Source organism: Anabaena sp. 54 (assembly GCF_017355725.1).
In the GTDB taxonomy this organism is placed as follows: Bacteria; Cyanobacteriota; Cyanobacteriia; order Cyanobacteriales; family Nostocaceae; genus Dolichospermum; species Dolichospermum heterosporum.
The window spans coordinates 15,478-31,971 of sequence record NZ_JAAVWA010000002.1; the positions used below are offsets into that span (position 1 = coordinate 15,478).

Consider the following 16,494-nt stretch of genomic DNA (forward strand, 5'->3'; position numbering starts at 1 on the left):
GCAAATTAGGAGAAAATTATTATGGAACAGCTTTTTTTACTGATCATTTTGGCACTTGGTGGTTCTGCTGTTGCTGGATCTGTGCGTGTTGTCAATCAGGGAAATGAGGCTTTGGTGGAAAGATTGGGTAGTTATAACAAGAAAATGCAGCCCGGACTAAATTTTGTGATGCCGTTTGTTGATAAAGTTATCTACGAAGAAACTATTCGAGAAAAGGTTTTGGATATTCCCCCTCAAAAGTGTATCACCCGCGATAATGTGGGGATTGAGGTGGATGCTGTGGTCTACTGGCGAATTGTGGATATGGAAAAAGCCCGCTATAAGGTGGAGGATCTACAATCGGCTATGGTAAATTTGGTGTTGACTCAAATTCGTTCGGAAATGGGACAATTGGAGTTAGATCAAACTTTTACCGCTCGGACTCAAATTAATGAATTGTTATTACAGGATTTAGATATTTCTACTGATCCTTGGGGTGTAAAGGTGACGCGGGTGGAGTTGAGGGATATTATTCCTTCTCAAGCGGTACGGGAAGCAATGGAATTGCAAATGTCAGCGGAACGACGCAAACGCGCATCTATTTTAACTTCGGAAGGTGATAGGGAATCGGCTGTGAATAGCGCTAGAGGTAAGGCAGATGCCCAAATTTTGGACGCGGAAGCTAGGCAAAAATCCGTAATTATGCAAGCAGAAGCTGAACAGAAATCAATCATTCTCAGGGCGCAAGCAGAACGCCAACAACAGGTTTTAAAGGCGCAAGCGATCGCTGAATCGGCAGAAATTATCGCTGAGAGGATTAAGGCTAACCCTGATGCTCAAAAAGCACTAGATGTGCTGTTAGCCTTAAATTATTTGGATATGGGGACTACTATTGGTAAAAGCGATAGCAGCAAGGTGATGTTTATGGACCCTCGCACTATTCCAGCTACTTTGGAAGGTATTCGTTCTATTGTTTCAGATAATGCTCCTAATCCCAAACCTCTCTTTCCCACTAATTAAATAATTTCTTCTTCTTTCTTTTATTCCTTCTTTCTGACTCCTGATAGCGCAGCGTGGCCTTAGCCATACTCCTGAATGGGCGCAGTCCCTGCGCCCCTACCTCCTGATAGCACAGCGTGGCCTTAGCCATACTCCTTCTTTCTGACTCCTAACTAGTAGTCTGTCAACCCGAAAATGACGGGTGAAGGCAAGCAGGGGGAGAAGAGAGGCAGGGGGGGGTAGGGGAGGGAAGAACAGAAGTTTTTTCCGATCATTACCCGTCAAAATAAATTTGACGAACTACTAGCTTGACATTTTGTACATAGTCCAAAAAATTCTAGAGTGTGATAAAACACTTTAAATTGATGACTGGTTTGTAATTGATTTTCGAGTTCATGGACAGGACATTGATGAATAGGAATGGAAATGCCACATTGGAGGCAAGTTAGATGATGCTTGTCCTGTTGTATTAAACTATAAAGGGCTTCACCATTTACTAAAGTTCGCACTTGCACTAAGCCTTCTAATTTCAGAGCATCCAAGGAACGATAAACTGTTGCTAAACCCATGCTTTGGTTGAGATTACGTAGTTCTACGTAAATTTCTTGAGCAGAAATGCCTTGTTTAAGATTTTGTAACAGGTTTAAAATCCGTTCTTGACTACGGGTATGTATGGCTCTCATAAATCGTTGTTAAATTTGTATTTATGTAGAGGTAATTCATGAATTACTTCTACTTCCTGATTATATTTTCACTCAGTTAGACCAGAAAAGTTATAGGATAGCGATCGCAGCATTCAGCAAAAAGCCTGTGCAAATAAAATATTTAGCTAAAATTTTCGTGACTCTGAGAACTTCAGTTTTAGATCCTGCTGGTGTGGCTGTACAATCTGGCCTCAAACAAATGGGATACGACAATGTGGAACAGGTGAGAATTGGTAAGTACATTGAGTTAACCATTACCGCACCTGATGAAATGAAAGCGCGTCGAGACTTAAATCAAATCTGTGACCAAATGTTATCTAATCCGGTCATCGAAAATTATCGCTTTGACTTGATTGAGGTAGAATCACAAACTGGCGTATTTTGAAACTGCTAATGGGTAATTGGTGATTGGTAATTGGTAATAGAAACAATACTATTGCCAAATCCCTGAAACCCTATTGATATCCTCACGATTTTATTGGGTTTCAGACATATTTTGGAAAATTGGCAATAGTATTGAGAAAATAAATAATTTGCCTCTTGCCTCTTGCCTCTTGCCTCTTGCCTCTTGCCTCTTGCCTCTTGCCTCTTGCCTCTTGCCTCTTGCCTGTTCCCTGTTCCCTGTTCCCTGTTCCCTGTTCCCTGTTCCTATTCCTCTGACAAACAATGAAATTCGGTATTTTAGTTTTTCCAGGTTCTAATTGCGATCGTGATGTTGCCTATGTGACTAGAGATTTGCTAGGACAACCAACGCGGATGATTTGGCATCAAGAGACGGATATTAGTGATATAGATGTGGTAATTGTCCCCGGTGGCTTTAGTTATGGGGATTATTTACGATGTGGGGCGATCGCTCGCTTTTCTCCTGTGATGCAGCAAGTTATCAACCATGCACAACAAGGTAAATTTGTCATCGGTATTTGTAACGGTTTTCAGGTATTAACTGAGGCTGGTTTATTACCTGGGGCATTGGCGAGAAATCAGGATTTGCATTTTATCTGCGATCGCTCTCCCTTGAAAGTTGAGCGTAATAATTTACATTGGACTCAAGGTTATTTTGAAGGGGAAATCATCACTTTACCCATCGCACACGGAGAGGGGCGATTCTACAGTGACGAAACTACTTTAGCAGAAATCGAAGCCAACGGACAAGTTTTATTTCGTTATCAAGAAAATCCCAACGGTTCACTCAACAACATTGCGGGGATTTGTAATCTTCAAGGCAATGTTTTGGGCATGATGCCACATCCAGAACGAGCAGCAGATAAAGCGTTAGGGAATAGTGATGGTTTGCGCTTGTTTGAGGGGTTGTTGGGGAAGGTAGCGGCTTTGGTGTAACTGACTGATAAACAGATCCCTGACTTTTTGGAAAAGTCGGGGATCTATAATTTATTTTTTATTTATATATCTTGACTTGTCAAATCGCAAGGCATTATTATTTATAGTAATTAATTTTAAAAACAACAATGAAGGGTGCAAATGAACAAAATAACCATAAATCCAGACTTAGCCAATGTTGATTATACTGATTTATTAGCAAAAATCTTGTTAGTATTACAGAAACCCAATCAAGAAATATTTAAACTTTCTGATGATAATAAACGTTTACGAATCAATATTGATCAGGTAGCAACTCAAGTTGCTAATTTGCAAGTAGAAAATCCCTTGGGAGCATCTGCAAATAGTGTTCGTTCTGCTACCGTAAATATTAGTCCAGGTTCTGAAGTAAAATTTCGGACTCAAATTCACGCAATTAAAGATTGTGTTGAAAAAATATTAGAATCATCATTAGGAAATAGTAAATCAATAGAGGAATTTGTTAGTAACCTAATTACAGATTTACAGACATTCAAAGGGACAACAGCTAAATTAGACTTTACATATCCTTTTCTTCCTTATGACAATTTGCAAAAGCAACGGTTAACTTTTAATAAAAAGAATCATGAAAACAGAGAATTGCTAAAAGTTCACAAGCTAACTATTTCTGTGCAGAAAACCCGTGATTTTGATGCAGAATTGCGAAAGGGGTTAGAAAATTATATTCGGGTGAAATTTGCGGGTGCAAATGCTGAAGAAAAACAAGACTTAGAATACATTCTTGAAGACTTAGAAAAAGATAAAAATTCTGACCTTTTCCGGTTGCGGGATGTTTTCAATAAGGAAACATTAGGAAAACTCAAAAAACAAGCACAGATAAATTATTTAGAGTTCCTGCTAGAAAATATCAAGACCAAGACTAGTAATTTAAATGCAACAGGTGCTATCCCAGGTGCTATATATTTAGAAGATTTGATTAGAAGACTCAGACTTATAGAAACATACATCAATGATAGTAACAAAGCTGATGGTGATTACCTCGTTAATTATGCGGGTGCTGAAGTTAATTACAAAGATGCCTTTTCTAATGGTGAAGCATTTAATATGCTGCCAATTATTCCCATAGTAGAAGGTTTTTTGGGAGAAACAAAAGATGAAAATCAAGGAGCAATTCAATTTGTATTTGGACTAAAATTGAAGTTTGATGGTAAAGTTCATACTGACGGTGGTAAAAGCGTTTTTGATTATCGTCTCAATATCCTGAATCCAGATAGTCAAGAACATAAAGATGCACTTACAGATCCTTTACAGCGAGAATCATTTGCAAAAAAGGTATTAAGAATAGCATTTTTGTACTATTTTTTATTTGCGTCTTGTCAAGATCCAAAAAAAAAGGACTACAACCTGAATGATGAATTAAAATATGATCCTATTACAGAATTTGAACAAGGAGTAATATCAATACTGAAAGGGTCTGATGATATAGCAAAACAGGACTTATTTCAGAAAATTCTTGGAGATTTTACTGAGTTTAATGTTCATTTTAAAATTAATCGTCTCAAGAGTGTTCTGCAAAGTCTCCTCAAGCGTAAAACTTCCTTTCCCGCAAGAGAGTATCCTGTACATATTTCTGTAAAAAATGGCATTCTTGAAGAAGATACCCAGAATATTTTTAATAACAATACATTTTTTAAACCTGTTGTCAGAAGAAATCCCAAGGAAGTTCTAAAATACATATCTTTGGGAAAACCAAATACAGAAACAAATTCTCTTTGTACCCTACCAGCTAAGGTTACTATCAACGACATTCACTTTTTTGCTACAGATGATCAAGAAACCTTTAACATGGAATATGATTTAACTGCTATTCGTGCATTACCAGTAGTTTTTGCACCTTTAAATGATCAAAGATGTTTAAGGATTTACAGTCAACATTTCAAGAATCGGCAACTTTTATTATTTCCCTATCGTTTAGAAGATAAAAAACTAGAACCTCATCAAGCTTTTGTTTATAAATTTACTTACGGTTTGCTTGCTTATATTTGTCTTAAAGTTTTATTAGACAAGCAGAAAAGATTATTTATTCCCATTCTCAGATTACATCTAAATGCCAAAGATGATGATGCACCGATAGAAAAATTTATAGTTTCTTTATCTGCTGTTTTATCTCATTTATTCAACGAAACTCATCGTGCGAATGAACAGGGAATTGATATCCGAGATTTGGGATATAAAATCCCTAATACCATGAGTTCTTTGTACTCTGTTTTACCCAAAAAATTCACTTTCAATAGTTCCTCAAAATCTCCCAAATTAGACAAATTAGCCATTATTATTGTCTCCAGTCGTGAAAGTGATCGTGGTTGGAATGGTTCTGCAAAAATCTCCAACTTAATGGGAGAAATCATCTGTGTAAACATGAAAAATGGGAAAATTAAATTCCAGTTACCGACAACTTTTTCTGATAACTGTAATAACCAAGAAATGTTTACAAATCCCAGCGTGATTATTGATAAAGTGACTGAACTTTACCAATTGGGATACAAGCACATTGTCTATATTGCTAAAGCACCTTATACCAGCACATTGCATCTAACACAAACAGAAGATGACGATGGACTTTTCTTTATGTCAAGAGATGTAATTAGAGGTTTAAAATCTGAATATCATGATATTAAAATCTATCCCATGTTTTTTGATAAATACTATGCGGTTAGATTAGAAAATATTGCAGCTAGTTCTTTGTATATTCAAGACACAGTAGAACTAACAAAATTACTTGAAGATCCTAGCAAGAAATCTGTTGTATTTTTCAACTTATTTAATGGAATGAAAGTAGGTAAGGAGGAAGAAAGATATTATAGAGGTGTTATTTCCTATGCGACGCTGTTAAATAGTTATAAAGGAATTCTTGATGATGAAGATATCCATAAAGGACTTATTTTTGATGGTTCGTTAAAAGACGATATCTTACAATATTTAACTTTATTTCACTTCTCCCGCTACCAAAAAGCCGACAAACAAATTCACATTAAACTAGATCCTTACGACAATTTAATCGGAGATAAATCCGTTGGTAAACTTTCTTTACTTAATCATTTTAAAGGAAAAGGTGAATTTAACTCTTTAGCATTTTTAACTCTTGTGAGAAAAGTGTTAAATGCAAAGCAGTAGGGGTAATTCATGTAGCTTGCTTCCCGAAGGGTATTAACCCTAAAACTTTCAGAAGAAGAAGCAACAGGGAACAGAAAAAAACTCATCTTTTTAAACATGAGATTGAAATAATGATACTGTTTTTTCGGGCTACACATCTTTTAAAAACATCTTTTTCTTAACTGAATCTCTAAACTGGTGAAACTTTAGTTTCTTATCTGTTCCCTATTCCCTTTTTTTGTAAAATTATCTGAAAATTAACATGAAATCTAAAATAGCTGAAGATTTGGGACGTTTGTTTGAAGTAGGTTTTAATATTGGGGTTCTTGCTTATATTGAAGAACAGAAAATTCAGCACAAATTTGGTGATTTATATCGTCAGGAACTACAGCAACTAAAGTTATCTAAAATTCAACAGCGAGTTATTGATAAAGTTATCAGTACTGTAGAAAGAGAAATGGCTAAAACCTGGAGTGTGTTTTTTATTCAAAAAGGTTTTTTAAGTGGCTTTAATTTCTTGCGAGAATACATCAAATCTACTGGTTGGGATAAACCACACAAGTTAAAAAATATAGAAATCTTATATTATCAATGTCGGTTTAATGGTGATAATAGTATTGGTACTTATGACACCAAAGATAATTTTCAATGGTTTGGTGAAGTCTTATCTCAATTTGATAACTTAGATAACATCCCTCAATATATTACAAATTATCAGAAAAAAGGTGAATTTCTGAATGCAGATACTTTAATTTTATTACGTCATCGAAAAGAGTATCGAGTTATTTGTGTTGATTTATCAGTATTTTCTATCAATTCTCATCAAGATGTTGAAAATATTGATTATATAGAAATTATCCGTCGGTTATTGCTGCGAGATATTAGCTATTTACGGTCAAAAAGTGTTTTTTCTAATCTGAGAATTGATACTGAATCTTTAGGTTTAGAATTTTCGGAAAGTTTAAAGACATACTTTACTGCTTTTAAATATAGAGACAAAGAAAGTACCAAATCAATTCAAGCTGCTTGTTATCTCCATAGCTTCTATGAATTTCTCCAAAAAACCACTATTCTCCCAGATACAGCAAATGTAGTTTTCAATTCTATAGGATATAGCGATCGCGGAATTAGCACAATATCCATTCAACGAGAAAATGTCGATATCTTAAAAACCTGTTACCAGATTTACAAGCATGATTCCAGTCCCCAAGAAATTCCCCAAGCACGTAAGCAAGTTTTAAATAAAATTAAAAGCAGTGCTTACCGGAGTTTTGAACGTGGTAAGGAGTTTGTTGATTCTCTTTTAGAAATTCCTGCTGATAAAATTACCCTTTTACCGCGTCACACAGAGAAAATTACGGGATTTATCAATTCTGTGGGGACAGTTCCTTCAGAATTAATGAATGATTTGGGTTTAACTGGAAGTATAACATTAAGAGATGCTCATGCTGAATTAATTAAAAAAGCCTTAGTTTCTCAATCAACTTATATATTTTTAACGGGAAATCCGGGAATTGGTAAAACTACCGCAATTGTTGATTTTTTGAAAGCACATATAAATGAAGGTTTTCTTTTCTTTTATGTTAGTCCTCGCAAACAAGTTAATTTGGATATTATCGAAAAATTCAAAGATAAAAATACCGGAAAATTATCTCATGACAAATTATTAGCTATAAACACTAACAGCAACCTAATTACAAATAATTTTGGTCGTTACACAGTTCAATACACATCTAACCAGCGTCAGGGTAAATTTATTGAAAAGTCTGTTGACTTTCTCGATAGTAGAGATATTGAACAAAAAGCCAGACGTTCGGACAGATTTCAGCGAACTAAGGAAGATGTAATTCAAGATATTGGACAAAAAAAGCAGGGTGTTTTAAATAGTATTTGCGAAGCTATTTCCACAATTGTAGAACAAAAAATATCGAATAATATTATCGCAACTGCTTCTATTCAATCCTTGAAAATGACTGATGCTGGTAATACATTAAAGCATTTTGATAAGATATTTAGAAATGCTTATAATACCTCAGATGGTAAAGTTTTACCGCAAAAAATGCAAGAAATATCTGGGAGAATTAAACACCTATTTATCATGATAGATGAAATTACAGGTGATGATGGAGGTGTGGAGTTTTTAAATGGAATTCATCAAATAATAGAAAAGTATCAATTAATGGATTCTCAACATGGTTTTAATACTAAAGTAATTGTTGCTGATGCTTCTATTGTTGATAAAAACGTGATTATTCAACATTTATCTGATACCTCCCCAGAACCAGATAAAATATATTTCCGCCGTGCGGTAGATACGGCTCAACCTCTTTCTATTCAACCATTAATATTTAAAGGTTTAGAATCAACTGTTATTAATACTAACTCCTACCCAGCAAGCAGTTTATCTATTAGTTATCAAGTATTAGTTGAATCTTGTAGATTTAGGGAAGAAGGGGGATTAAAGCAACAATATAATTTAGAATCTGGGTTACAAACTGAGATTTTAAAAGATATTGAATCTCTCCTTCAACGGTCAGATGTTGAACAAATAATTGTTTATATTCAAAACAAGCGTAAATTAGCAGAATTAATTGATAAAATTAAGCGAAACTGGGGGAAGTTTGAAAAATGTACAGATTATTTAGAAATACACGCAAATATTTCTGATCACGAAAAGAAAGAAATTCAGAAATTTCAGGAAAATGTCAAAGTCATTTTTATGACTGCTTGCGGTAGTCGGGGGTTATCTTTTCCTAAAGCTAAACATATTTTAGTAGAAATTCCTAAATTTGAAATTGAAAAAAACCTTATGGAAATAATTCAAGTTATTTACAGAGGTCGGGGAAATCAGCATATAGATAGTCAAGAAAAAGAACTAATTTTTTACTTAGCAGAACGAGCAGTGTATTATCAAGATGATGCAGAAATATCTTTACAAGAAAGTGCGCTGAGTCTATTAAATATATTATTGATTTTAAAAGGTTCTATCATGACCCGGATTTTTGGTTATAGTCGCATAGGTCGAGATAATTTTATGCTGATTCCTATCGGTGGAAAATCTGTTTTTGCTGCTGGAGAAACATTTTCTGCTCAAATGGTCAACCTGATTCGTCAATTAAAAACAGAATATCAACGCACTAAAAGTGATATATTGCTAAAACAAGTTTATACAAATTTAGAAAATCTCCTCGGACGAGCAGATTTTGTCATTCAAAGTACAACTGAGTCTAATTATTTAGGACTACAAAAGTCTTTTAACAGCAAATTTTCAGAAATTTCTCATACTTTAGATAAGTTACTAGATTTTGGAAAACTTGAACCTGGTTATATTAGTGGTGGTTTGCTGGTAGTACCTATTGCTAATAATAAATTAGAAGAAACTTATCAAATGCGACTAGCTGATATAGCAACCTACGCTAATGAAGAACTGTGGAAAAATATGCACGAAATTACCCGCCGCAAATCTTATTATCCAGAAAATTTACGATCTGCTATTCAAGATGCTATAGAATTAGTGAAAAATCTCAAAGATGATGTCAAGAAAACCCAAAAACTCGAACAAAGTAGTCAACACAATGATCAATATTACGCTTTACCATTATTTGCGTTTATTAGTGGGGAAGCAATGAAAGAATATTTTGAAAATGAACCCCAAGAACCGGAAGATCAACTTTTTCGGGATATTTTATCTACCTACATTCGTTCATTATATCCCGTTGGTAATGTTTTACCAATTGGTCATAATTACAAAGAATTTCCCTTTGTGGTATTTAGAAGTTATAGCTTAGAAGAAATCAGAAACAAAATATTTACAGAAAAGTATCTATTAAATTCTCATGAATTAAATGTGCTAAATTTGATTCTTTCTTCTTAGAGGGTGTTTAAAAAGTGGTATCCCATAATTTTCATCACATTGTTACCCCCCCTCCCCTTGTAAAGCTACGGTGTACACACAAGTTATCGAATCACCATTATTCCTCAAATTACCCCACCCTAACCCTCCCCGATGCTTTGGGGAGGGAACTAATTTTTTTGGTTTTCCCCTAAAGCATCGGGGGATTAAGGGGGGTAATTTAACTTGTGTGTACACGATAGCCTTTATAAGGGGAGGGTTAGGGAGGGGTAAAATATTTGATACAGCAATCATGACTTTTCAAACACCCTCTTAGAGGTTGTTTAAAAAGTTTATGGCGAATACAAGGATACCTGTTATGGTAAATTGCGTTTTATATTTATCTCCACCTCCGGTCAGGGATATATATGCTACTATACAAACGAAGTCTGTTTAAACCCAAGAAAGTGGGTTTTGTCTGTGTAGCCGCGACTTCTAGTCGCCAAGGCTTTTTAAACATCCTCTAAAATGAATGATAATTTTTCGCGTTTTATGGGTTGAGGCTATTGACTTGCACCGAAAAATATGTTAGACTAGCTCTTGACAAGGAAGAACTATTCTCCACTTTCCCCTCCCACCACCACATCCCGAATTCGTAAACTGGGACCACCGCAACCGACAGGTAAACCATTTTGTCCACCTTTACCACAACCCCCGGATTCATCCCAGTAAAAATCATCACCAATGGCTTCGATATCTGCGAGGGTTTGGAAAACGTTACCGGAAAGGGTTACATCCTTCACAGGTTCAGCAATTTTGCCATTTCTAATCATCCAGGCTTCCCCAGCACTGAAAGTGAACATTTCCCCGTTCGTCATTCCCCCTAACCAATTTTGGGCAAAAACACCTTCTTTAATCCCTGTAAATAAATCTGCGACGGGAGTTTTCCCCCGTTCAATCCAGGTATTTGTCATTCTCACAATGGGGGAATAGTGATAATTAAGACAACGAGCATTACCTGTGGGTTTCTCCGCCAATTTACCAGCAGTTTCACGGGAATGCAGTCTCCCAACTAATACACCATCTTCAATTAACTGGGTAGTCGTCGCCGGTGTACCTTCATCATCGTAAAAATAACTACCGCGATGTCCTTGGGGTGCAGCACCATCAAATATTTGCAATTCTTCGGGTCCAAAACGTCGTCCGAGAGTCATGACTTCCAGAATATCGGGATTTTCATAGGCCATATCTGCTTCAGAAAGATGTCCAAAGGCTTCATGCACAAACAAACCGCTGAGAATGGGATCAATAACTACAGTGTACGTATTACCCTTAACAGATGGTAGAAATAAAGACGTAACTGCTCTTTCTGCTGCACCTTTAACTTGTTTGTCTAAATTAGTTAGATCTTCGTAGGCTTTGCGAGAACCAGTGGTTTCTCTACCAGTTTGCACAGTCTCCCCATTCCTGGCTGTAGCAGCAAAACGCATTTCCATATCTACCCAAGATTGGTCAATGAAAGTTCCTTCAGAGGTGACTATAATTACTCTTTGGGTGCTGTCACTGTAATGAACTGAGGTGGTAGTAATTCGGTGATCAACTGTTTTCAGGAGGTCAGTATAGCGATCGCATAATTGTTTTTTCTGCTTTAGCGAAACCTGTCGAGGGTCAGTACCCAATAAAGGCAATCTACATACAGCCTGTACGGGATCAATGGCTGCAAGTATAGTCTCTTCATCACCCACTATCCGGGCTGCGGCAATGGCTTCTTCTATGCGGTCTTCAATGGTTGTTAATTTATTAAAACTACTTAATCCCCAACCACCTTTATAACAAGTGCGAACATGACCACCAATAGAAATTCCCTCGCTGAGAGTTTCCACTTTATCACCCCGCAAGACAATATCTGTTCCCTCGGCTTCTTCCAAGCGAATCATCAAATAATCCACACGGGAAGAGTAACGAGAAATTAAATCTGAGAGGAGATTTTGAACGTCAGTAAGTTTAGTTTTCATTTTATAAATCGCTATAAATTACATTTATTTTCTGATTGAAAAGCATATTTTGGAGTTATCATAATCTTTACAACAGCTTACTTGATCATTTTGGAAGAAGTTAAAATCTTTTAATACTTATTTTACAAGCATTCTGACTCTTAACTCCTAACGTATAAATTCCCTTGCCAATAAATTTTTAATAATTTTTGCAAAATCGTAACTATGGATACATCCAATTCTTGCAACCGTGGATAACATGATAAAAATATTCACATAGTAAAAAAACATCAAGAACCAAAAAACCATTGTTCTTGTTCATCTTTCTTTTTTCATAAACAGCAGCCCACAGGAGTTTGCCTTCCTCAATAATTTACCTGACAAAAATAATCTTTACAGCCTTAAACATAGGGACAAAATAACTTTATCACAATTGCGGATGACATCACAAAAACCTGTCATACCAATTTGGGATTTTAGATTGGGAATAAAAAACACCTTTGCAGTCACTTCCCACCATCCTAAATATCCGCAGTTAGCGTCCTTGTGATATTTCAACTAAACAATCAAGGAGTTCACTATGGTTCGACAAATGTGCTGGTTATCTAAGTCTAACGGCGATGATGAAAAGATTTTGTACTTGCAAACTGCACCTGGACAACCTTGGCGGCCTTACACAGCTTTTCCGCAATTTTCAGTTCCAGATTATCGTATCCCTCGTGGTTCTAAGGGTTGGGCAACTTATCAAAAACTCTTTAAAGCAGGTTGGACTTTAGTACCTAGTGCCAGAGGTAGCGAATTTGGTGATAGTTGCTATACAGAGTCAACAGTGCAGACTTCATAGCCTATATTACCATCTGGGGAACACCATCAATATTATCTCATCCCCAGATGGGTGAAATTATTTGCGTATCTGAGCAAGTCAGTCGCAAACACCTTACAATAAATAAGGTGCGTTAACTGCTGTTACAAACATTTATATTTATGCCTCCCCGTTGGCCTCGCAAACCAGATCGTAAAGATCCAGATTTCCGTAAACTAGATGATCGCATGAATTTCGCTGTTCATGTCGGTATTTGTGCAACTGTCACTTCTGGGTTGTGGTTTTTTCACATTTTGAAAACTACTGCCTGGGAATGGCTACCTGGAGTAACAATTGGTTGGGTAGGAGTATTGCTGCTGCATCTAATTTACATTGGTGCGATCGCTAATTACGACCCCACACCACCGAAATCTACCTAAAGAAAGAAAAACAAGCTAGGGAATTCTCACCTGTGGTAGTAGATCAAGTCTAGCTAATTGAGTAATAATATGAAATAAGCTAAGATATCCCGATGTTACTAACAAAGAGGTTATATTTATGGCTAAAACTAATACCACAGAATTACTAGAAACCCTAGCCGCAGAAATTGGTGAAAGTGTTTATATAGATATTGCCAAATGGCATCTATATCTATCTGATGCCAAACTGCATAATGTTGTGGCTGAAAAATTGTATCCTTTAATTACTTCTAAAAGCGTTAATGAAGATAAGGTAATTGCCGCTTTAGAATCTATTACTGTCAAAGTTGGTGGTGGTAGAAGGGAACTATCTTTAATTGATTTATTACCCTTGCAATGTCAAGTTACTTTAGTAGATATTGTTGAAAAATATCAACGGTAAATCTAGTCTTCATTTTCTTCCCATTAGCAAATTTACATATTTAAATAATGGAGGTTGATCAAGATGTTTTTACAAATCAAAGATAGCCGCGATTTAGTGAAAATAGTTGATGTTCAAGAACTATTAGACCCCACTAGTAAAATTGTCCATGCCCAAGACCAAGAAGGACAAGAAGAACAGGAAACGGACATTTATCAAAAGGAAGAATTAGTATTTCCTTCTGGGGAAAAATTGCCCCGCTGTTGGTTAGATGCCAAATTTCGAGAAAGAGAAGCTGTAGCAGCTTGATATTAATTACAGTATTTCGTAGGGGTTTAGCATTGCTAAACCCCTACATTAATTTAATTAACAGCAGCTTTTTCTGTCACCCCTTCAGAAGCTTTAGAAAAAGCTTTAGTAAGCCAATAGGTGAAAATATGAGAAAGCACACCTAAAGGACCCGCAAATAAACACAAAGCTAGAGAATGAATTGTCCAAATTCCGGTTTTTTGTCCTTCCCAATAAATCCATCTACCGACAAATAAATCCATTACTAGAAAATGAATCCAACCTGTAGCAGCAGCAGTTTCATTACTAAAAAACCTGGCTATATCTGCTAGTTGAGGATTTGATAAAGCAGCAGCATTTTCTGGAGTAATGCTGACGACAAACAAATACAAATAAGCACCTGCTAAAACCACAAAAGGTAGATAAGATTCCATTACCTTGCGAGTAATTTTCCAATTTGGTAACAGAATCATCAAAGCCCAAAAAGGCAAAACAAACAAATTGGCAACGTTAAATAAATCTGTGATATTCATATTACAAAGCTACTAATTGAGATTCTATTGCTGAAGATTGTAAATTACGACCGATAAAAACTAAACTGGTTTGTTTTGCTTCTTCTGGTTTCCAAGGACGATCATAAAATTTATCAAATCTATTACCTACACCTTGCATAACTAACCGCATGAGTTTATTCTCAACAGCCACAAAACCTTTAATTCGATAAATTTCTTGTTCTTGTGCCAGTTTTTCTAATGTTGCTTGTAGCTTTTCGGGGTCAAATGTCCGGTCTAAAATCACGTGAGTTGAGTTAATTTTATCATCATGATCATGGTCTTCTTCTGTGTCATGATGACTAGGACGTGAATCTAAATTATCTTCAACTGCGGCTGCAAATCCTAATAAGATAGATGGGTCTAATTTACCATAATCACTAGAGACAATTTTCACAACTCTAGGTAATTCATTCTTGACTAATTCTAGAACTTGTGCTTGGGTTTCACTATCAACTAAATCAGTTTTATTCAAAATTACTAAATCAGCACAAGCAAGTTGATCTTCAAACAATTCTTGTAATGGTGTTTCATGTTCTAGACTATCATCTTCTTGTCTTTGGGCGGCTATAGCATCCAAATCACTAGCAAATGTTCCCGCTGCAACCGCAGCACAATCTACCACTGTAATTACTGCATCTACTGTAGCTGCGTTGCGGATTTCTTGCCAACGAAAGGCTTTAATTAAGGGTTTTGGTAAGGCTAAACCAGAGGTTTCAATGATAATATAATCTATACTATCTCGGCGTTTAATTAACTCCCGCATTGTCGGGTAAAATTCTTCTTGCACGGTGCAGCATAAACAGCCATTTGTGAGTTCAAATATATTAGTTTCTGGATTTTCTGCTGTTTCATCTTCGGGGCAAATTTGACAAGATTTCAATAATTCTCCATCTATCCCCAGTTCACCAAATTCGTTGACTAATACGGCTATCCGTCGTCCTTGGTTGTTTTGGAGGAGGTGACGGATAATGCTGGTTTTACCGCTTCCTAAGAAGCCTGTGATGACGGTAACGGGGATTTTTGTAGCCATGTTTTCTGTGTGGTTTTGAATTCAATTTTACCATATATCGTCAAACCCAGATCCCCGACTTCTCAGAGAAGTCGGGGATCTAAACTTGTTAAGAGGTTAGGTGTTGATTCGGAAAAATCTGTTCCTGATACGGTAGAGCCGAGTTTTAGAGATTTATTACCTAATCACTATATTTCCAATTCCCTGAAATATCAAATAATTATCTACAATTAATCGTTCTGCTATATCTGGAACTTGTTGATAAAGATAGGTTTTCAATAAATTACTATCACCACCAGTCATTACAACCTGACTACCAGGAAATAACCGCCACCAAGCCTCAATAAAATCCTTTATCCCACTTAATAAAGTGTAAATTACGCCACTTTGAATTGCATCTGATGTATTCATGGCAAAATGTAGTGGTAAAGATATCATTAAACCAGGTTTTAATAATGGTAATTGTCCGGTTTCTTGCCCTAAACTGGCAAATTGTAACCCTAAACCCGGCAAAATTGCCCCACCAACAAAGCATTGATGATTGTCTGCACCTGTAAAAGTCAATGCTGTACCAGCATCAATTACTAATGTGGGAAATCCCCAAGTTATTCCCGCACCCCATACCGCTAAAGCCCTATCAATTCCTAATGTGGGATACATTCTCTCTAATGGTACATCTTCTAAAGTAATCAGACGCAAATGAGGGTAACTTTGCCACAGTGCGGTTTGACTAGGAACGACAGAAGCGAGAATCAGGGGTATAGGATAATCTGGAATAATGGGAAGATTGTTAGGTAGAGAAATCGCTGTCAGCCAATTATCTAAGGTTGGACATTGAGCTAATTGTTGGATAATAGATGCAGATAGATGAAATATGTCCCCAGTTGAGTATAGGGTTTTATCTATGAATAATGCCCAATGAAGGCGGGAATTGCCCACAATTAGGACTATGGAAAGACGCTGTTGGTCTTTTGACTGAGGATGATTGTTCACAGTTTTAATTTTCTTAACTGAGGTATATGT

At 36.2% G+C, this 16,494-nt stretch carries 14 protein-coding genes; 9 read left to right on the forward strand and 5 right to left on the reverse strand.

The genetic code is table 11. The features are described from left to right. The first annotated feature begins 21 nt into the window (after window positions 1-21). Window positions 22-999 (forward strand): SPFH domain-containing protein, encoded by a 978-nt coding sequence (locus HEQ36_RS02570; RefSeq protein WP_039204335.1) that lies wholly within the window; start codon window positions 22-24, stop codon window positions 997-999. A gap of 260 nt (window positions 1,000-1,259) precedes the next feature. Here HEQ36_RS02570 and HEQ36_RS02575 read toward each other — a convergent pair whose 3' ends face one another. Next, window positions 1,260-1,661: a Fur family transcriptional regulator gene (locus HEQ36_RS02575; RefSeq protein ID WP_039204337.1), complete on the reverse strand. Its 402-nt coding sequence runs from the start codon at window positions 1,659-1,661 to the stop codon at window positions 1,260-1,262. Between the two features lie 127 nt (window positions 1,662-1,788). On the opposite strand from HEQ36_RS02575, the gene purS reads away from it, so the two are divergent. From purS to HEQ36_RS02595, 4 genes are all read left to right on the forward strand, one after another. Then, complete coding sequence (gene purS, locus HEQ36_RS02580; protein ID WP_027401955.1) at window positions 1,789-2,067, forward strand: phosphoribosylformylglycinamidine synthase subunit PurS; 279 nt, start codon at window positions 1,789-1,791, stop codon at window positions 2,065-2,067. Window positions 2,068-2,348: 281 nt separating this feature from the next. Next, complete coding sequence (gene purQ / locus HEQ36_RS02585; protein ID WP_168637163.1) at window positions 2,349-3,020, forward strand: phosphoribosylformylglycinamidine synthase subunit PurQ; 672 nt, start codon at window positions 2,349-2,351, stop codon at window positions 3,018-3,020. A 141-nt stretch (window positions 3,021-3,161) separates the two neighbouring features. Further along, window positions 3,162-6,173, forward strand: a complete 3,012-nt coding sequence (locus HEQ36_RS02590) for a hypothetical protein (protein WP_168637164.1) — start codon at window positions 3,162-3,164, stop codon at window positions 6,171-6,173. A gap of 241 nt (window positions 6,174-6,414) precedes the next feature. After that, window positions 6,415-10,026 carry a helicase-related protein gene (locus tag HEQ36_RS02595; protein ID WP_168637165.1) on the forward strand — a complete coding sequence of 1,204 codons (3,612 nt, stop codon included), beginning with the start codon at window positions 6,415-6,417 and terminating at the stop codon, window positions 10,024-10,026. Between the two features lie 572 nt (window positions 10,027-10,598). On the opposite strand, the gene HEQ36_RS02600 is transcribed toward HEQ36_RS02595, so the two are convergent. Next, the gene (locus tag HEQ36_RS02600) at window positions 10,599-11,999 is read right to left on the reverse strand and encodes a TldD/PmbA family protein (RefSeq protein WP_168637166.1); all 1,401 of its coding nucleotides are present in this window, start codon (window positions 11,997-11,999) and stop codon (window positions 10,599-10,601) included. Window positions 12,000-12,558: 559 nt separating this feature from the next. Between HEQ36_RS02600 and HEQ36_RS02605 the strand changes: the two genes are divergently transcribed. From HEQ36_RS02605 to HEQ36_RS02620, 4 genes are all read left to right on the forward strand, one after another. Next, the gene (locus tag HEQ36_RS02605; protein ID WP_168637167.1) at window positions 12,559-12,822 is read left to right on the forward strand and encodes a hypothetical protein; all 264 of its coding nucleotides are present in this window, start codon (window positions 12,559-12,561) and stop codon (window positions 12,820-12,822) included. Between the two features lie 140 nt (window positions 12,823-12,962). Beyond that, window positions 12,963-13,220, forward strand: a complete 258-nt coding sequence (locus tag HEQ36_RS02610; protein WP_015078402.1) for a hypothetical protein — start codon at window positions 12,963-12,965, stop codon at window positions 13,218-13,220. A gap of 118 nt (window positions 13,221-13,338) precedes the next feature. Beyond that, on the forward strand, window positions 13,339-13,641 hold the full coding sequence (locus HEQ36_RS02615) for a DUF3181 family protein (RefSeq protein ID WP_168637168.1): 303 nt from the start codon (window positions 13,339-13,341) through the stop codon (window positions 13,639-13,641). A gap of 63 nt (window positions 13,642-13,704) precedes the next feature. Then, entirely contained in the window at window positions 13,705-13,929 is a 225-nt protein-coding gene (locus tag HEQ36_RS02620) for a hypothetical protein (protein WP_015078404.1), read from the forward strand. Window positions 13,930-13,982: 53 nt separating this feature from the next. Here HEQ36_RS02620 and HEQ36_RS02625 read toward each other — a convergent pair whose 3' ends face one another. The 3 genes from HEQ36_RS02625 to HEQ36_RS02635 form a co-directional block, all read right to left on the reverse strand. Beyond that, window positions 13,983-14,441 (reverse strand): ABA4-like family protein, encoded by a 459-nt coding sequence (locus tag HEQ36_RS02625; protein ID WP_168637169.1) that lies wholly within the window; start codon window positions 14,439-14,441, stop codon window positions 13,983-13,985. Window position 14,442: 1 nt separating this feature from the next. Then, on the reverse strand, window positions 14,443-15,492 hold the full coding sequence (cobW, locus tag HEQ36_RS02630; RefSeq protein ID WP_168637170.1) for a cobalamin biosynthesis protein CobW: 1,050 nt from the start codon (window positions 15,490-15,492) through the stop codon (window positions 14,443-14,445). A 156-nt stretch (window positions 15,493-15,648) separates the two neighbouring features. Continuing rightward, complete coding sequence (locus HEQ36_RS02635) at window positions 15,649-16,464, reverse strand: pantothenate kinase (RefSeq protein ID WP_053538330.1); 816 nt, start codon at window positions 16,462-16,464, stop codon at window positions 15,649-15,651. Window positions 16,465-16,494 lie beyond the last annotated feature (30 nt).